The 19007-nt window shown below is 49.9% G+C and carries 17 protein-coding genes; 14 read left to right on the top strand and 3 right to left on the bottom strand.

Annotated elements, in window-relative coordinates:
• The first annotated feature begins 86 nt into the window (after positions 1-86).
• The 3 genes from AC1RVX_RS19980 to AC1RVX_RS19970 all read left to right on the top strand — a co-directional run bounded on the left by AC1RVX_RS19980 (position 87) and on the right by AC1RVX_RS19970 (position 1636).
• A complete protein-coding gene (locus tag AC1RVX_RS19980) occupies positions 87-566 on the top strand; it encodes a GlcG/HbpS family heme-binding protein (RefSeq protein WP_493218357.1) in 480 nt (159 codons plus the stop codon).
• An 11-nt stretch (positions 567-577) separates the two neighbouring features.
• A complete protein-coding gene (locus AC1RVX_RS19975) occupies positions 578-1213 on the top strand; it encodes a DsbA family protein (RefSeq protein ID WP_493218356.1) in 636 nt (211 codons plus the stop codon).
• Between the two features lie 177 nt (positions 1214-1390).
• The gene (locus tag AC1RVX_RS19970) at positions 1391-1636 is read left to right on the top strand and encodes a hypothetical protein (protein ID WP_493218355.1); all 246 of its coding nucleotides are present in this window, start codon (positions 1391-1393) and stop codon (positions 1634-1636) included.
• On the opposite strand, the gene AC1RVX_RS19965 is transcribed toward AC1RVX_RS19970, so the two are convergent.
• Positions 1605-1733: a hypothetical protein gene (locus AC1RVX_RS19965; RefSeq protein WP_493218479.1), complete on the bottom strand. Its 129-nt coding sequence runs from the start codon at positions 1731-1733 to the stop codon at positions 1605-1607. The two genes, AC1RVX_RS19970 and AC1RVX_RS19965, sit on opposite strands and share 32 nt — an antisense overlap.
• A gap of 276 nt (positions 1734-2009) precedes the next feature.
• On the opposite strand from AC1RVX_RS19965, the gene AC1RVX_RS19960 reads away from it, so the two are divergent.
• The gene (locus AC1RVX_RS19960; RefSeq protein WP_493218354.1) at positions 2010-2537 is read left to right on the top strand and encodes a nuclear transport factor 2 family protein; all 528 of its coding nucleotides are present in this window, start codon (positions 2010-2012) and stop codon (positions 2535-2537) included.
• A gap of 155 nt (positions 2538-2692) precedes the next feature.
• Here AC1RVX_RS19960 and AC1RVX_RS19955 read toward each other — a convergent pair whose 3' ends face one another.
• A complete protein-coding gene (locus tag AC1RVX_RS19955) occupies positions 2693-4855 on the bottom strand; it encodes a S46 family peptidase (RefSeq protein ID WP_493218353.1) in 2163 nt (720 codons plus the stop codon).
• A gap of 670 nt (positions 4856-5525) precedes the next feature.
• Between AC1RVX_RS19955 and AC1RVX_RS19950 the strand changes: the two genes are divergently transcribed.
• The 10 genes from AC1RVX_RS19950 (at position 5526) to AC1RVX_RS19905 (ending at position 17530) form a co-directional block, all read left to right on the top strand.
• A complete protein-coding gene (locus tag AC1RVX_RS19950; RefSeq protein ID WP_493218352.1) occupies positions 5526-7331 on the top strand; it encodes a hypothetical protein in 1806 nt (601 codons plus the stop codon).
• Between the two features lie 75 nt (positions 7332-7406).
• Positions 7407-9944, top strand: a complete 2538-nt coding sequence (gene hypF / locus AC1RVX_RS19945) for a carbamoyltransferase HypF (protein WP_493218351.1) — start codon at positions 7407-7409, stop codon at positions 9942-9944.
• 10 nt (positions 9945-9954) lie between these two features.
• Positions 9955-10233, top strand: coding sequence for a HypC/HybG/HupF family hydrogenase formation chaperone (locus AC1RVX_RS19940; protein WP_493218350.1), 279 nt, complete (start codon positions 9955-9957; stop codon positions 10231-10233).
• 20 nt (positions 10234-10253) lie between these two features.
• Positions 10254-10976 carry a D-sedoheptulose-7-phosphate isomerase gene (locus AC1RVX_RS19935; RefSeq protein WP_493218349.1) on the top strand — a complete coding sequence of 241 codons (723 nt, stop codon included), beginning with the start codon at positions 10254-10256 and terminating at the stop codon, positions 10974-10976.
• Positions 10963-12117, top strand: a complete 1155-nt coding sequence (hypD, locus tag AC1RVX_RS19930; RefSeq protein ID WP_493218348.1) for a hydrogenase formation protein HypD — start codon at positions 10963-10965, stop codon at positions 12115-12117. The genes AC1RVX_RS19935 and hypD overlap by 14 nt, the downstream gene beginning before the upstream one ends.
• A complete protein-coding gene (hypE, locus tag AC1RVX_RS19925) occupies positions 12114-13229 on the top strand; it encodes a hydrogenase expression/formation protein HypE (RefSeq protein ID WP_493218347.1) in 1116 nt (371 codons plus the stop codon). The genes hypD and hypE overlap by 4 nt, the downstream gene beginning before the upstream one ends.
• Before the next feature lie 44 nt (positions 13230-13273).
• Positions 13274-13885, top strand: coding sequence for a hypothetical protein (locus tag AC1RVX_RS19920; protein WP_493218346.1), 612 nt, complete (start codon positions 13274-13276; stop codon positions 13883-13885).
• Complete coding sequence (locus tag AC1RVX_RS19915) at positions 13885-14775, top strand: phosphoribosyltransferase family protein (protein ID WP_493218345.1); 891 nt, start codon at positions 13885-13887, stop codon at positions 14773-14775. The genes AC1RVX_RS19920 and AC1RVX_RS19915 overlap by 1 nt, the downstream gene beginning before the upstream one ends.
• A gap of 55 nt (positions 14776-14830) precedes the next feature.
• Positions 14831-15640 carry a M15 family metallopeptidase gene (locus AC1RVX_RS19910; protein WP_493218344.1) on the top strand — a complete coding sequence of 270 codons (810 nt, stop codon included), beginning with the start codon at positions 14831-14833 and terminating at the stop codon, positions 15638-15640.
• A 48-nt stretch (positions 15641-15688) separates the two neighbouring features.
• The gene (locus AC1RVX_RS19905; RefSeq protein WP_493218343.1) at positions 15689-17530 is read left to right on the top strand and encodes a nickel-dependent hydrogenase large subunit; all 1842 of its coding nucleotides are present in this window, start codon (positions 15689-15691) and stop codon (positions 17528-17530) included.
• Positions 17531-17578: 48 nt separating this feature from the next.
• Here the strand turns inward: AC1RVX_RS19905 and AC1RVX_RS19900 are convergent, their stop codons facing one another.
• Positions 17579-18991 (bottom strand): glycoside hydrolase family 88/105 protein, encoded by a 1413-nt coding sequence (locus tag AC1RVX_RS19900; RefSeq protein ID WP_493218342.1) that lies wholly within the window; start codon positions 18989-18991, stop codon positions 17579-17581.
• Positions 18992-19007 lie beyond the last annotated feature (16 nt).

The following is a 19007-nucleotide window of genomic DNA, read 5'->3' as shown; positions in this document are numbered from 1 at the left end:
TGTTCCATTATCCTCGTTGCACTGCATCCGATACATTTTATCGGGTCAGTAGTTGTATTCCCTCACAACATATTTTAATGAACTCTATGAAACACACTTTGATGAGCTTGAGCCTGGTTGCACTGGCCCTCAGCGGCGGCAGTGCTTTGGGCCAAACAATTAACTATGGAGCACCGATCAGTCTGGAAGCTGCCAAAAAAGTCGCCCAGGCCGCTGTGACCGAAATGCACAAAAAACATCTTGAACTGACCATTGCTGTCGTTGATTCTGGCGGCAACCTGATTTATTTGGAGCGATCAAATCAAGCACCGATTGGCACCGTGGATGCCGCCATAGGAAAAGCCAAGGCGGCCAACGGAATTAAGGCCCCCACCAAAGTCATTGAAGATCAGGTTTTGAATAACAATAAAGTCAACCTGCTCGGCATACCAGGCGCTTTTCCAGTTGAAGGTGGCGTGCCACTGATTGCCAACAACCAAATCATCGGTGCAATTGGTGCCAGTGGGGCAATGCCTGCAGAAGACGGCGTGGTCGCCAATGCCGGTGCTAAAAGCCTGTTACCTTAGGACATCACATTATGCCTACTATCCTTACTTATTTATTTGATCCCTTGTGTGGCTGGTGCTATGGCGCTTCGCCCGTAATCCAGAAGCTGGGTCAGCAAAGCAACTTGACACTGGAGCTTGCTCCCACTGGCTTGTTTGCCGGCAGTAACGGGCGCATCATGGACGCTGCATTTGCAGAATACGCATGGGCGAATGACGTCCGCATTGAGAAACTGACTGGCCAGCGCTTCACCGAAGAGTATCGTGCACAGGTGCTGGGCAAGCATGGCAGCCGCTTCGATTCAGAGACAGTTACATTGGCACTAACGGCTGTATCCATGACAGAACCGCAACGCGAACTGGCAGCACTGAAGGTCTTGCAAGAAGCACGTTATGTGTATGCGCAGGACATCACGGCCGCTAGCGTGGTGGGAAAGCTATTGCGCGACATGGGTTTGGTTGCTGCTGCCGTGCGCCTGGCCACGGGGGATGCAGAACTGCGTCTGGTCACAGATGCACGCATACGACGTGCGCAACACCTGTTGCAAACGTACGGTATTACAGGTGTGCCTAACATGGTGGTGACAAAAGGTAGCGAAAGCCGGCTGTTACGCGGCGACACACTGTTCGGTAGTGTTGAGAAATTACTGGATGAACTGGAGAAATGATTCACTTTCAACTTGCCTTAATGTGAAGACAAGAACACTCTGCGCCATTCCAGTATCCTGTTAAATGTAGAAACGAGCAAAATATGCGTACAAGGTACAACCTACTAGGGTCGACGGTTTTGACTTTATCATGGGGTCTGAATTGTTTTACGTTGTCCCCGTCAACAGGAGCTTTCCATGAACAAACTTGAAAATGTCCTTGCCCATATGCATCAAGGACACTGGAACGCAGCACATGATCTGGTACAGAGTGATGACACGCTGCTCGGGGCGTGGTTACACGGCATTCTGCACATACAAGAAGGTGATCTGGAAGATGCCGAGTATTGGTACGGCAAGGCCAATCGGAATTTCCGTAGTCGCGGGACACTGGCTGAAGAGCTGGAACGCTTCACCGCAGAATTGCTGAGTACTGGCGGGTAGGATAGGCATTTCCACCTTCAATGAGTAAAACATTTTGATCGCCTTTTTCACTAAGACGCGAAGCCATCACTGCACCTGCTGAACCACCACCGACTATTATAAAATCATAATAATTAGCGGGCTTTTTATTTCATCCAGTATACCGATACTCATAAATTAATCTTGTTAAAAACAAAGAAAGGGTTTTGAAAATTGCGGACCGTCGATACCAAAAAACTCGCATAGGCTAAAAAATCGAACAGCCTGATGATGTTCCACAAATCGCCAAACAGCCATCCCACCGTCGACGAAATGCAACGATCGTCCTGAACTCACCAGAAAGTGGAATGGGCTTGGAGGTTAAAATTACTTTCATTGGTGAGGTAGCTAATGTTTGATTGCGTTTACAATCCCGCTGTTGACAAAACAGTTTGAATCGAGCGAGGCTACGCTTTTACTTAAGCAAAAACTGACGCCCATGGATGCTCTGCACAACAAGCCAATACCCATAACCGTTCCAAGGAGTTCATCAATGTCTGAATACATTTCAATCTTGCAAACCTATATGCAAGCACTTGGAGACGCTGATTACGACACTATCAAAAGCCTGTTCACCCAAGATGGAAAAGTTCTTTCCCCGTTTCTTGGCGAGATGGATGCGTGCGCCTTCTTTGACAGACTGGCAGAAGCTTCCAGTCAAAACCTTATCACCCCAATTGATATCTTTGTCAGCACAACAAAAAAACACCATGCGACGGCCTATTTTCAATACGACTGGACCGTACGCGACGGGACTTTAATCAGCTTCAAGGTCATGGACCTGTTCAGCTTTGAGCCAGACAGCAACAAAGTCAAGTATCTGGACTTGATCTATGACACGCACCCTATTCGCTCAACGGCGGGGAATAAGTATGAGCTTTAATATTTTATTCACGGCTTTATCTGTATTTGCAAGCAAAGCAAATCCTGTAATACCTGTAAAAATTGGAAGCAATGCCAATTAAGTTGGCGAATATAAAAACCCCTGCAAGACTCAAGTCTTACAGGGTTTTTTTAACGGTACAGCAGTCTAAGCTATTACTCCGCGCCCATCTCTTTGAGCAGGCGGTCAGCCTTGTCCACATGCTTCATCTGCCACAGCATATAGCGCAGATCAACCTGTATGGAGCGGGAATTGGCTTTGTTGTAATCCCAGTCGGAAATGATGGAATCGAGGGTGCCGTCAAATGCCAGGCCGATGAATTCGCCTTTGGCATTCAAAGCAGCAGAACCTGAATTGCCGCCGGTGATATCCAGTGTCGCCAGATAATTCACAGGGACAGTTTTCAATTGCGGGTCAACATACTTGCCGAAGTCTTTGGCCTTGATGGCTGCCAATTGTGCGGCTGGTGCGTTGAATTCGCCAGTGCCCGTTGCTTTTGGCGGGATGCCGTTGACGGTGGTAAATGCGCTCCATGCCAGGCCATCAGCGGTGCCATGGTCACGGCCTGCCACTTTGCCGAAAGTGACGCGCAAGGTGCTGTTAGCGTCTGGGTAGACTGCCTGCCCTTTGCTCTTCATGTAAGCGATTTTTGCTTTCATGTAGCTGCCATAAGCTTGCTGGATTTTACCCATCAACTCTTCTTCTTCAGCTTCACGTTTCAGACCGCCGTCATACATGGCAACGGCTGCCTTGACGAAACTGTCATTGCTGGCCTTGAAATCTTCTGGCTTGGCGGTCAGCCATGGGCTGCGTGCAGCTTTATCACCCAATTTGCTGCCAGCGTACATGGTATCCAGCAGGGTTTTCAGGTCGGCTTCAGACATGCCATCTTTGACGCCCATTGCTGCATCAAAATTGGCGTTGCGGTCAGTCTTGGCTTGCGCGGCGTATTTGCTCAGGTTGTACAAGACCAAAGCCTTGTCGACTTTTTCATCATAGTTACGCTCGATGGCATCCACCATTGCTTTGAAGCGAGGCAGATCACGTACCTGGTAACCGGCTTTGCGTTCTGCATCAGCTTTTGTCGATTCATTGGACAAACGATACAAGGCACGTGCCGTAGCCAGGAAGCGAGGTGAAGCATTGCTCAGATAAAAGTCACGCTTGCCCATGGCATCGCGCTCAGCAATCAGTTTTTCAACCTGATCAATATCGCTGGCAAATTCTTTGGTGCGTGCAGGATTGCTGTTGATCCAGGCTTTCAGCTCTTCATGCTCTTTGGTTTTGCGTGCCAGGATATCGCTGCCAGCATAGCTATCGAGCATGCCCTGACGGTTTTTGTAATAGTTGTTGATACCCGCAACCTGACCGGCATACTTGAGTTTGGCATCCGGGTTGTTGGCGGTTTCCTTGGCGATGATGGCCAGCATGTCGCCAGAGCTCTTCACGAACGTCGGGTAGTTCCAGTCAAAAGTGTAGGCCACTTCTGATGGCAGGCGATGGCGGTTGGTGCGTCCTGGGTAACCCAGCACCATGATGAAATCACCTTCCTTGAGATTGTCTTTGGCCAGTTTCAGGAAATGCTTGGGCACGTAAGGCACATTATCCTTACTGTAATCGGCGGATTTGCCATCTTTGCTGACATAGGCGCGGTAGAAACCGTAATCGCCTGTGTGACGTGGCCACATCCAGTTGTCGGTATCGCCACCAAATTTGCCCACACCTTCTGGTGGGGCATGGACCAGACGCACATCTTTGATTTCCAATTGTTTGATAAGGTAATACTCAAGCCCACCATAGTATGGATAGACGTTGCAGCGATGGCCGGCATCTTTTTCACATTCTGCGATGATGGCCTTGGAATTCTTTTCAATAGCATCAACACGAGCCTTGCCGTTCAGCTTGGCCGTTGCCGCATCAATGATTTTGCTGCTGACATTGCTGACATCTTTAGTGACGAGTATGCGCGAGCCAGGCGTTGCCGGCAATTCTTCCTCCAGGCTGTTTGCCAGGAAGCCATTCGCCAGCAAATTGCGTTCTGGTTTTGAGTTATGTGCCACGCTGTTGTAGACACAGTGGTGGTTGGTTGCGACCAAGCCCTGTGGTGACACAAAGGACGCGGAACAACCACCCAGGCTGACGATGGCCCCCATAGGGAATTCCGTCAATTTGGTCAGCGTTGCCGGATCCAGTTTCAAACCGTCTGCCTTCAGTTGTTTGGCGACTTGTGGCAGTTGTTGCGGCATCCACATGCCTTCATCTGCGCTGGCGACCTGGCATAGGCTCATGACCGCCAGTGTTGTAAGTGTTTTTTTCATCATATTATTATAGAAAAATGTGAAAATTAAAGGTAATTCCCCCTCGAAACCCAAGATCAACAATCCAGGGCGCGATTTGATTAGTCTGAAAATAAAGAAGAAAGTTCATTATTTCCAGAGATTCCGTCGCTGTCAGCCAATTTTTCATTTTAACAACATCGTACAGTCTTCAACATCAGGTGGCGACTTCTGAATAGGATTTGCACAATACTGCCCTGGCAAGGGTCGTTACATCTGCCAATAGCCATCGATCCTTCTCTTCCTGTACTCAGCCCATTACCTTCCTTGCAAGTAACAACATCGTTCAAATTTTAGCGATCCTGTTTTTGGACTATATGTGTACCAGCAAGCCTGCGTAGCAAAAAAACAAATAATTAAATATTTATTAAGCACTTATTCAAAATGCATGCTAAATTATCATTTAACTTTATTTGCTTTTTTTACATCTCCTTTTTCACGTTCTCTTACCCATTTTCTGTTGCAGCAGTTAATTAGCCATTTGCGGCCAGTCTGCCGGATGTCGTTCAGGTAGTTCAGCAATACAGTCATCAAATTCGCCTGACGTTGTCAGGTTGATTAGTCGTGTGTTTTAGGTCTGTACTTGGTAGTTTGGTGAAACACAAGCAAGAGAAAAACTACATATCTTGCTTTCAAAATAGGGAGAAATACAATGAGCGGATCTGTCGTAGGAAATCGGCGCAATCGCGTCATATCAACATGCATAAAATATGCGCTGGTGGCAATGACGCCAATGCTGAGCAATCTTGCACAAGCCCAGGTAGTGCCGCAAGATGCAAAACCCTTGTGCGCAGTACCAGCAGCAACTTTCAACAGTTGGTTTGGCGGGACAGTGACACTGAATGGTGCGGTCAATCCGGCCAATAGCGTCACCTTTCCGAATACTGGTGACTGTAGTTTCTATCAATGGTCAGAGCAGATGTTTTTGTGGCTGACTTCACCAGCACCAAGCACCTATGGCGGTGGCAAGAGCCTGGTTTTTAATTCACCAATTTTCTACAATGTTTCCGGTGCAAATGCACAAGGAAAACGCACTTATACGCAAAATCAAGCTGACCTTCCTTTACCTTTACTGAATATCCGCAGTGCACAGGCGGGACCTAATGGCCTGCAACTTATCACTAGCAAAGACGGTAAAATGTTTGAAGTCTTGCCAGCACCACAAACTGAAACGGGGCAATCGCTGATACACAACAGCGCGGGCAAGCTGGTCGAAATCGCCCGCGTAGAAGCGCAAGAAGGCAAGAAACCGATTTTCTTTGATGCCGCAAACAAAAAAATCGCACTGCCACCCAAACCGGCAATGGACACCACACTGGCCGCCCGTGTCTCACCCAAGCTATTGACCGCAGACAGCAGCGCAACGAAAAACATGGTGCAAGGCTTCCAGGTGAATGGGAAAACCGTTTTCATTGACAGTCTTGGCAATACCATAGAACCTACACAAGGTCAGGCTGGTGGTCTGTCGGGCGTGTTGCTCGGCCAAAATCAGTCATTGGTGTATTACGCCACCATGGTCAATGATGTGTTTGCGTATTTCCAAACTGGTGTCGCCAACGGCGTCATTCCCAATCCCACCAATGTGTTCCCCACTACGCAATCGCAATTGGACCCGGTGATTGCCTATGCTGCATCCAAAGGCACCAAACTTCCTGCATCTGAAGCACTGGCGATGGAAGTAAAAACATCATGGATAGATGTTGTCGGGCTGGATGCATTGGGTCTAAAAGCTAGCGACTATGTCACTGTCACCAGTACGGTACCTGTATACAACAAGAGCAATACTCAACTTTGGATCCCGACTGGGCAAACCAAATCAGTGGTCCTGGCTCTGGTCGGGATGCATGTAGTTGGCAGCGCAAAAGGTCACCCGGAAATGATATGGGCAACGTTTGAGCATGTCAGCAATACACCCAATGCTGCCTACAGCTATACAAACACCAGTGGCACAACGGTAAATGTGGCACAAAATACTACTGGTACCTGGCTGTTTTCATCACTGAAATCGGCAACGCCCAATGTACAGCTTGCCAATTTCTCGTCGTCACCAAATATTACTGCGAACACCAGTGCGCCTATAGGTCCTAGCGATACCCTGCGCTGGAAAGCCTGGGGTACTGGCTCGGATGCCAGCAACGTTTTGATTGAAAATACAGAAGTCATTTCAGTCAACAGTAGCGTACTCAGCCAGTTGATCAAAGGCGATTTGCGCACCAATTACATGATGACTGGTGCAACCTGGACCGTAGGTGGACAAACGGTAACCGCCACCAACCAGGTGGGAACCAATCTGCTCAACAATACAACGATGGAAACCTACGATCAGGGAACCAGCAGCAAGATCAATGGTTCAAACTGTTTTAGCTGCCATTCCAACAAATCGCAACCAGCAGGGCAACCAGCCAATACGGTGGTCAGTCATATCTATAGCACCTTGATTCCTTTGTATCCCAAGTAACAGTCTTTAAATACGGGGCCATCCTGGCCCCGTATTTGTTTGTCGCAAGCGTTGTCACAGTATTGAGGCCCGGGTATGCCATCTGTTGTGGAAAATCAAGAGATACGTGTTAAAGGTACCGTGCAAGGCGTGGGCTTTCGCCCGGCTGTTTACCGTCTTGCGCTGGAGTGCCAATTGCATGGTGAAGTATCGAATGATACCGACGGCGTCCTCATACGCCTGTCAGGCATGCAAAACGATATCCGGAAATTTTTGCAGCGACTAAAGACCGAAGCACCGCCACTGGCAAAAATTGATTCCATCGCTACAGAAATAATCAGCGACAGCTGGTCCTATGCAAATTTTCGTATTGCGCAGTCAGCTCACACGCAAGGCCGCACTGAGGTAGTGGCTGATGCGGCCACCTGCAAGTCATGTCTGGCCGAGACCATGGATCCCGGCGAACGCCGCTATCACTACCCATTTACCAATTGCACCCATTGCGGGCCGCGTCTGTCCATCATTCAGGGTATTCCCTATGACCGTGAACAGACGACCATGAACGCTTTCACCATGTGTTCTGCCTGTCAACAAGAATATGGTGATCCGCTTGATCGTCGCTTTCATGCCCAGCCTATTGCGTGCCATGTATGTGGCCCGCAGTTATCTTTGCATGAAGCAGGACAATTGCTGGCCCACGGCAGCAGCACTGATATCAACGGATATCAGAACAGAAGCACACAGCAACTACAGCACATTGATCAGGCCCTGAAAGATGGAAAAATTGTCGCCATCAAAGGCTTGGGTGGTTTTCACCTGTGCTGCGATGCCACGAATGATGATGCCGTCCAGGCTTTGCGTCAGCGCAAACAGCGCTATGCCAAACCTTTTGCAGTGATGGCGCATGAACTTGCCTGTATACGACAATACTGTGTCGTCGATCAATTGGAGGCAGAGTTACTGCAAAGCGCCGCTGCACCCATCGTATTGCTGGAAGCCAGACAGACAAGGGATGCTGATGTGCCTGTCTTGTCCACCGACATCGCGCCTGGCAGTCATCTGCTGGGTTTCATGCTGCCATACACGCCCTTGCACCACATGGTCTGCCAGCAATTCAGGCAGCCACTTGTCATGACCAGCGGTAATGTATCAGGTGAACCACAAATCATTGACAATGATCAGGCTATTGAAAAGCTGGCTGGCATTGCCGATTTGATTGTTTTTCATAACCGCGACATTGCCAACCGCATTGACGACAGTGTTGTGCGCTGTGTGGCAGGTAAAGCGCGCATCCTGCGGCGTGCACGTGGTTATGCTCCACGTTCTATACCGCTGCCAGCAGGCTTTGAAAAAGCGGATGGCATACTTGCTTATGGAGCGGAACTCAAATCCACGTTTTGTCTGATCAAACAAGGCACGGCCATCTTGTCGCAGCACCAGGGTGACCTGGAAGATATCAGCACGCTGGACGATTATGAACATAACCTGACACTCTATCAGCGACTGTTTGAAATGACGTCCGCCCATGTGGCGCAAGATCTGCATCCCGAATATGTCTGCAACAAACTCACGCACGACACTCATGACATGCACGATGTACACGACTTGTCACCGGCTATTGTAACCACGGTGCAACATCATCACGCGCATATCGCCAGCGCCATGATAGAGAATAGGATTGCGCTGTCACACCCACCTGTCCTTGGCATTGCTCTTGACGGTTTGGGACTGGGTGATGATGGGCAATTCTGGGGCGGCGAATTTTTACTGACCGATTACCGCAGCTTCCAGCGACTGGGACGCTTCAAACCAATCGCCATGCCCGGCGCAGCACAGGCTATCAGACAGCCCTGGCGTAATACCTACACCCATATCCTGAACAGTATGCGCTGGGATACATTCACCAGGGAATTTGCGGATACTGATTTGGCAAAGTTCCTTTGCCAACAACCCGTCGCCATGCTGGAAACTATGCTGGCACGTGGAATCAATTGTCCGCTTGCCAGTTCGGCGGGCCGCCTGTTTGATGCGGTAGCCGGTGCTGTTGGCCTGCATACGCAACAAGTCCAGTTTGAAGGCCAGGCGGCGATGGAACTCGAGATGCTGGTCGATAAAAATCTGCTGACCGATTACTTGAAAGACAAGACAGATTCTCCATCCTATAACTTTCGCATAGAAAAGCCGGATATTTCATCGCCTTCAACTGACACTACGCAAAAGCTCTTTGAACTGAATGCCGCCAGTATCTGGTCACAGTTATTGGATGATTTGCAGCAAGGCGTGCCGACATCGGTCATTGCTACCCGTTTTCATGCTGGTTTAATCAACAGCATTACGAATATGGTATGCGCTTTGCGTGAGCAGCATGTGTTTACGGATGTGGTGCTATCTGGTGGCTGCATGCAAAACGCTATCCTTTTGACGGGGCTGGATATGTCTTTACGTGAAAAACAATTCAACTGCCTGAGCCATGCGCTGGTGCCTTCCAATGATGGTGGCATAGCGCTGGGACAGGCAGCAATTGCGGCGGCCAGATCCTTCGAATTCGTGACCGTACCAACAGCAGCAAGATTTGTGGCAGCAGACTATTCGTCCAGGCAGGAAAACTTTACCCAACACGCTATCTCACCATAAAGGAAACATTATGTGTTTAGGAATTCCAGGAAAAATTGTCAGCATCAGCGATGTCGGGCAACTGCTTGGCATCGTGGATGTAGGTGGCATACAGCGTGCGGTAGACCTTAGTTGCGTCGCTCAGGACGGAAAAAATCTGCACGAACTGATCAATCAATGGGTACTGGTACATGTGGGTTTTGCGATGAGCCTCATCAATGAAGAGGAGGCACAGGCAACACTGTCCATCCTAAATGAACTGGGGCAAATGCAGGAAGAACTGGTCGCCATGCAGGAAGGTGACTCCTGAATTCTATCAAAGAGAGCGTCATGACCAATACTGAAAATGCCAGCCACCTGCAAGCACTGTATCCATTTCTCACCAAAAAGAAATCCGATACTGTCAGCATGAACCAGGCGCTACTGGATTCAATAGAACAAAAAATGGCTCAACACCAGAGCGTGATCAGTCATTTCTTTGCGACTCATCAACAGGCGGTCGTCGATTGTGCCAATGCGATTGCTGGTATCTATAAAAAGCAGGGCCAACTGTTCACCATGGGCAACGGAGGTTCCAGCTCGGATGCCTCACATATCGCGGTGGAATTTTTACATCCAGTCACCACCGGACGGCCCGCCCTACCCGCCTATGACCTGAGCTGTGACAAAACAGTGATGACAGCCATTGCCAATGACGTCGGTTACCAGCACGTATATGCACGACAAGTCGCCAATCTGATGAAGAAGAATGACGCGCTGATAGGTATTTCCACCAGCGGCAATTCAGACAATCTGCTTCGTGCCTTTGCACAGGCCAAGAAAATTGGCGCAGTCACGATAGGTCTGGCAGGTGGCACCGGCGGTGAAATGGCAAAAATCGGGCTGGACCATTGCCTGGTCGTTGCTTCAGACAGCATACACCGCACCCAGGAATGCCATGTGGCGATCTATCACGTCTTGTGGGACCTGGTACATACCCTGCTGGCAGATGAGCGCGGTTATTTGAGTAATAAAACCAATCACGATACAGAGGCCGAACATGAAATACGTTGATGAATTTCGCGACCCGGAAAAAGCCAAATTCCTGATACGGGAAATTACCCGGATCTCAGACGAACTGTCAAAAGATTTGAAACGCCCGGTGTATATCATGGAAGTCTGTGGCGGCCACACGCATTCCATCTTTCGCTATGGCATAGAAAACATGCTGCCAACCAGCCTGGAACTGATACACGGCCCCGGTTGCCCAGTATGCGTATTGCCCATGGGGCGCGTGGACGACTGTGTCGCCATTGCGGAACAAAAAGACACCATCATGACCACCTTTGGTGATGCCATGCGGGTTCCAGGCTCCAAACGCAGCCTGCTGCAGGCCAAGGCACTGGGGGCCGACGTGCGTATGGTGTATTCGCCACTGGATGCACTCAGCATAGCGAAAAAACACCCGGACAAGGAAGTGGTCTTCTTTGGCCTGGGCTTTGAAACCACCATGCCCAGCACCGCTCTGACAGTATTGAAGGCCGAGGCAGAAGACATACGTAATTTTTCCCTGTTCTGCAATCACATTACGATTATCCCCACCATCAAGGCCGTGCTAGATTCGCCAGACCTGCAACTCGATGGTTTTCTTGGCCCTGGTCACGTCAGCATGGTGATTGGCAATCAGCCGTATGGTTTCATCGCAGAACATTATCAGCGTCCTGTCGTGGTATCAGGTTTTGAACCGCTGGATATTCTGCAATCTCTGTGGATGGTATTAAAGCAACTACATGCCGGTGAAGCGCGAATTGAAAACCAGTACAACCGCGTGGTGCCAGAACATGGCAACCGCATGGCACTGGAAGCCATCAGCAAGGTGTTTGAATTGCGGCAATTTTTTGAATGGCGTGGTCTGGGTTCGATTGACAATTCAGGCGTACAACTGAACCAACAATATGCTGCTTTCGATGCCGAGAAAAAATTCTCCCTTCCTTCGGTCACCATCGCCGACCCCAAATCCTGTCAGTGTGGCGAGGTATTGAAAGGTGCAATCAAGCCCTGGCAATGCAAGGTTTACGGCAAGGCCTGTACCCCGGAAACGCCTTTGGGTGCACTGATGGTGTCGAGCGAAGGAGCCTGCGCTGCTTATTACCAATATGGCGGTGCACCCAAAGACAGTATCAAAATACATCAGCTTGAGGAAACCAGTCTATGAACATGATAGAAAAAAATCTCACCCGGCCAGACGACGAACCAGCAACGACCAACGTCACTGATATCCGCACCCGGCGTGGCAAACTGGTCAGTTCTGTCATTACCCTGGCACATGGCGGTGGCGGCAAAGCCATGCGTGACCTGATAGATGATGTCTTTATTGAAGCCTTCAGCAACCCTGCGCTGAACACACTGGAAGATCAGGCCCGTTTCCAGCTCAGTGACCTGGCCAAGCTGGGTGACCGGCTGGCCATGACGACTGATTCCTATGTCATCGACCCCATCTTCTTTCCCGGCGGGGACATCGGCAAGCTGGCGATTTGCGGTACGGTGAATGACCTGGCCGTTGGCGGAGCCACCCCGCTATACCTGACTTGCGCCATGATCATAGAAGAAGGCATGCAGGTTGACACCTTGCGTCAGATCGTCAAATCCATGGCTGATACGGCAAGGGAAGCCGGTGTGATGATCGTCACGGGTGATACCAAGGTGGTGGGGCGCGGCGGTTGCGACAAGATTTTCATCAATACCGCAGGTATAGGGGTTATCCATCAGGATTACAAGCTGGGGGCGCATCAGGCGCAGGCTGGTGACCATATCCTGGTCAATGGCTTTTTGGGGGATCATGGTGCGGCGATTTTGAATGCACGGGGTGACATGCATTTGACCAGCCCGATAGAAAGCGACTGCGCCCCTTTGCATGATTTGATACAGACCCTGCTGAAGGCAGCGCCACATACCCGCTTCATCCGCGATGCGACGCGTGGCGGCATTGCCTCTGTACTCAATGAAATTGCCGATGCGTCGAAATGCGCCATAGAAATCCACGAGACCCAGACGCCGTTACGACAAGAGGTAAAAGGCTTTTGCGAAATTCTTGGCCTTGACCCCTTGTACCTGGCGAATGAAGGCAAACTGGTTGCCGTCGTTCCTGCTGAAGAAACCGATGCTGCCCTGGCGGCCATGCGTGGGCATGCACTGGGTAAGGATGCAGCAGATATAGGTACAGTTTTACATGATGGACGGCCCGGACGTGTACACATGCAGACCCTGTTTGGCGGCAAGCGCATTGTTGACATGCTGGTAGGTGAACAATTGCCGCGCATCTGCTGATCCTGATCAATCAATATCGAAATCTATCGTAAAAGGAAAATGCCATGACCAGTTTTTCATCCAAAGAATATATCCCGGCACAAGGCTTGCTGATACGTATCGTCGATCAGGGCAAGGTGCTGACACTTGATTATCAGGAAGCCACTGCCCAGCATCAGCGCTCGCTGTGGTGGGGCACGGCCGTCGGTTACCGCGCCATGCAGATGGCCGCACTGGCCCTGTCACGCGATCAGTTATGGCATAGAGATAATCTGGTCGTCGTCAGCGCACACCCTGGCCCGGGGGTCCTGGATTCACTCAATTACGTAACCCACTGTGCCGACAAGGGCAATCTGACCGTAATGGAAAATGACAACTGTGTCAGCCGTTGTAATAGCCAGATGAAATTCGAATGGTGGGTCAGCGATGGCAAGCAAACTGCCCATGTCATGTTGAATGAAGATTTCGTACCAGATGAGTTCTATCAATTGATAGACCGCCGTGTGTACAGCGAAACCAAGGCTGACGATGATAAATTGTTTGAACTCTACAAGGTCAATCTGTCGTCACGCATCTGGGTCGCACCGCTGGAAGAAAACTTTACCGTGGAACTATTGCCGCCTTTGAGCAAGGGTGAAGTGCCTTCCAACCATGCCTGGAACAAAGTACTGGCCTGATGCTGAACCTGGACGATGATCAGCATCAGGCCAGCAGCAAGATAGTATGTCTGGAGGAAATCAGCTCCCTGCCCTTGCAGTTTGATGCAGATTTATACCGCCATTACCCCGGCATGAAACTGGGGCAATGGTGGCAGATAGATTTTTTCAGTCAAAAACTGAGCAGCCTGGCAGCGAGCATTCTGCAGCAGCACACAGATGTTGCCAGTGATTGGGTTGTTACCGCACCGGCTTTTTATCACCTGCCTTCTGCTGCCAATTTAATGGCAAGGCGCGTGCATGCCTTATTGCAATTAGAAGGTTTCAGATTAAGCTTGCTGGAACCACGTTTAAACCGGCAGCAAATCACGGTCAGTAGCCAGGGCGATTTTAATTTGAGTAACAATTACAGCAAAAACAATCTGACACAGCGCGTAAAGCAGAGACAAAAGATGCAAGCGATGGCAGAGAATGATGACCAGATGAAACAGTTCTGCCAGCGCAAGATCATTATCATCAACGATATTTATGTGACTGGTACTCAGCAATATTTCATGCAACAGGCGCTGAACGCGATTGCCGTAAAAGATAGTTACTGGCTGTATATATTCAAGCTTGAAAGCGGCCTTGCTCAGCGACACCCTGACATTGAATTCAAGATCAACAATCATGGCGTCGATGATATGAAAAGCTTTGCCAACATCATCAACGATGCGCAGACGGTGTATACGACACGCTGCCTGTCCCGGTTGTTTTCTGAAGACATGGATAACTTCAGTCAATTAATGTCCTTGCTTGGAGCAGACGCAAAAGCAAACATTCTTTCGCAGGCACGAGCGGAGGAGCGTTATCTGAATCCTATTTTCGAAGAAAAAATGCAGTTGCTTGCCAGTGAATATCAGCATCATTGAAAACTCTCTTAACCGGCTAAATCATCTGAAATAATTGAAACATAAGGATCAGGACATGTATGACATTCAATACCATATCCCGCTAGCAGATCTTAGCAAGATCAGACTGCCGCATTACCAGATTCCGCTGGATACCAGTTCCCCTTTGTTCATGGAAGAACTGGTTAATGTGCGTGATTATGGCCTGGCCTTTTCTTCATGGCATGCGATGGATAACGGCCAGAATTCACCGTATCACAAGCGCATAAAAGGAAGCAGAAAGGATGGCTGGTTAAGAAAGACTTTCGCAGAAAAACTGGCGCGCGCCAATGCCGTGTTGTCCACCTTTAGCGTTGAGTTGTTCATACTCGATGCCTATCGCTCGATAGAATGCCAGCGTGGCTTGTGGGCCTATTACTGGGATCGCGCACGCGCTGCCAGACCAGAGGCCAGTGAAGAGGAATTGCGTCAGCATACGCTTGGTTACTTGCGTGACCCACGCAATTTTGATCCCAAGGATGCACGCAGCTTTCCTATACACAGCACAGGTTCATCAATAGACGTGGTTTTGCGTGATCGCAAATCAGGCCAATGGCTGAACATGGGGTCGGATTTTGAAGAATACAGTGACGTCAGTGCCACAGATTATTTTGAACGCCAGTTGCTGACTGGCGCCATTGATGACAGGGATGAACGCTTGTGGAACCGTCGCCTTCTGCATTGGGCGCTGCTTACCGAAGACATGACCAACGACCCTATCTTTTACTGGCATCACGACTGGGGCAATCAGATCTGGATCAAGGTGAAAAACGCTGTGTATGGAAGCGCACCTGATATGGCGTGGTATGGCTACAAGGGGCCGCCTGAATGGGAACCAGAAGCCTGATGGAGAACAAGTGACGATGCATTCAACAGTGACCTATAAGGAAATAGCATGGATCTGGATTCAGAACAGCAGGCACAGCGTACAGATACAGCCGACACAATAGCCGAAAACGGAATAGATGCTGATTTGATGCGTCTGATCAGGCAAAAGAATAAGGCCAGTATGACAGCCAAGGTCGATCCACTGAGCCGGCTGGAAGGTGCGCTTGCCGTACATTGCCGGGTTGATCTTGAAAGTCGTACCGTTCTCGACAGCGCATCCATGGCTACCCTGTTCAAGGGGTATGAATCATTGCTGCCAGGTCGTGCGCTGAAACAGGTGGGCATGGTGAGTGCGACGGCGTCCGGCATTTGCGGCGGTGTGCATGCGACCGCTTCTGCATTGTGTCTGGAAATGGCATTGGGCCTGAAGCCTCCGCCATTGGGTATAGTCTTGCGCAACCTGCTGCTCAGTTGTCAATACCTGAATGACAATTGCATGCATCTGTTTGTATTGGCCGGCCCGGACTATTCACAGCAAGTGATAGAACAGAGTAACCCTGAAATATGGACGAAGGCCTGCCAAAGTCATTGCCGTCATCAGCAGCTTCACGGCTATCAGCATATCAGTGATATTTTGCATGACCTGAACAAGGGTGGAGCGCTATACCGCGAAGCCCTGCACATGGTTGCTTTGGCACGCCAGGCTTATACTGTGCTGGGTGGCAAATATCCACATTCAGAATCCATCATTCCCGGTGGTGTGAGCATTCATGCGGATGCGGGGAAAATGGCGGACTTCAGTCGTATCTTGCAACCCTTTGCATCTTATAGCCGTAAGGCAGCGGCGATATGGGATGAAGTATTTGACTTCATGCTCGATGCCAATCCTTTGTATGAAGATATGGGACGTTCGGTAGCATCCATGCTGGATTTTGGTCAATGGGATCATCCCGACCATTATGATGGCAGCTATGCACGTTGTGATACGTGGGGAGAAAAACGCTGGTCCACGCCCGCAGTGATGATACGCGGCGAGTTGCTGTGTACCCGCCTGAGCCTTTTGAATGCCGGTATGGAAGAATTTCTCGATTACTCTTTCCAGCAGCATAGCCAGACTGAACAAGAGATGATCAAAACTGATCCGCTGGGCAATCCTGTGTCGGCTTATCACCCTTGGAACAAGCGCACGCAAAATCCTAAAAGCCTGAATCCCCAGGCGTACAGTTGGGGTTCCAGTTTAGCCTGGCGCGGACATAATTTTGAAGTGGGGGCCTATGCACGCCTGTACCTGACGGCTGCCGCCCGTAAAATTCCTGACAATCCCTTTGTTGCGGCCACTGGCCACAGCCTGGAATTTTGCCTGCCTGTCAGCGGTGGCACCAGCTTGCCGATGCAGTGGCGCATACCACCGGTCTGGAATGCCATTGAGCGCAACCGGGCACGCGCTTATTCATTGGCATTCAATTTTGCAGTCACACAGGAAAACATCGCCATTGCAGGGCAATTGATACGCAAAGGTGAAACCCTGACACATGTGGCACTTGACAATAATAAACCGGGCTTGCAATTGGGTGTCGGTTTATGGGGTGCCAGTCGCGGCTTCCTGGCACACTGGGCGGTGATCAAGGAACATGTCATCGACAACTACCAGATCGCTATACCTTCACGTATCAATGTTGGCACCTGCACGCCGGGACGTGTGCCTGGTCCAATGGAAATGGCTTTACAGAATACACCCATTATAGAAAGTGGTTTCAGTAATGCCAGTGACTTCAGCGGTATAGATATACAGCGCACGATACAAAGTTTTGACCCCTGCATGAGCTGCACGGCACATGTACTGATAGACAAGACAGAAGAAGTACTGGTCAGGGAAATTGATACACACTTCCCTGCGATCTCTGCCTGATCAGCGAGGCATTTCATCGGATCTGAAATGCCTCGCTGGATTGCTTCATTAAGGCTTCGTTACTTTGACCTGTAATGAACTGTCATTGATTTCAAAAGTATTCGACTTCAACAGGTTGATGACTTCTGCACCGGCCAGCAAGACGGGGCCATAGCTGTGCGCTGCAAATACATTCACCGGGCGGTAATAATAAAACGCTGGGTCAAAGCCCATGCCAGTACCGACGCAGGTGCCTTCTACCTGACCTTTTTGCGTCACTTTGCTGGCTACTGCATTCCATGCCAGCATGACTACCGGGGCATAAGCACGTTTGTCGATAAAGCCGCGATTGATTGCGTGTGCCATGGCATAGGTATAAATGGCGGTGGCGGACGTTTCCAGGTAGCTGTCATTACGATCCAGCAGTTGGTGCCAGAATCCAGTGCCGTCCTGATATGATGCCAGGCCTTTGACGTGGGCCTGCAATTGCGCCAACACGTCGGCGTAACCTGGATGCTCTGGTGGCAATACATCCAGCAATTCAACCATGGTCATGACGGCCCAGCCATTTGCCCTGGCCCAGTGAAATTGCGGATGAACACCCATATCCTGCACCCAGCCATGCATGTACACACCTTTTTCCTTGTTGAACATGCGTTCGGAAAACAGTTTAACCTGTTTCACGGCATCATCATAATACTTGGTATCCCCGGTCAATTTACCCATTTGTGCCAGGGCGGGCACGCTCATGAACAAATCATCCAGCCACAAGGTATTCGGCTGTGGCCGGTTGCGGGCCAGTGTACCATCCGTCAGGCGGTATTCTTTGGTGCTGATATAGGTACTGCAAATATCAATCAGGCTAGCCAGTTTATTGGAGACACCTTCCCTGGTCGCTTTGATCATGGCGGCGCATATGGCACCTGTATCATCCAGCGCATGTGGTTGCAGCAAGGAACGGATAGGTGAAGGGCTCTTGGGATTGGCCTTGAGGCGTGCAAGATAATGCGGCGCCAGGTCGGCCAGCAAGCCAAGGCGATCACTGGCGTAATTGCTGAAACGTTTATCACCCGTGGCACTGCCAGCCAGCAGCATGCCTGCGTAAGTAACGCCCCATTCATAACTGGTCAGGCGATAATCACCAGGGGCCAGTATCGTATCGTCATTGATCTGGGAAAAATCAGTAATCTGTTTCTTTGTTTTACCATCAATAATCCTGGCAGGCGTGACATTATCCAGATAGGCATGCACGCGATACAGCACTTTCTTGACATCTTCTGCTGTTGGCTGTCCATAAGGCGTGGGGTAATTGGGCTGCATCAAATGCAGTGGTGCTGTCATGTCATTGGCTGGTTTGCCTGCGCTGTTTGTTTTACCTGCGGCAACTGCTGTGCTCATGCTTAGTGGCAGCATGCAGCTAATGCCTGCGATGGTCAATAATTTCAATATTGAACGCAGGCCAGATTGTTTTTTTTGTCTCATCTTTATCATCGTTTCT

It is taken from the genome of Undibacterium sp. GW821-FHT11B02, from assembly GCF_058808955.1.
The sequence above is the reverse complement of the archived record's forward strand: the minus strand, read 5'-3'. Positions and strand labels throughout refer to the sequence as shown.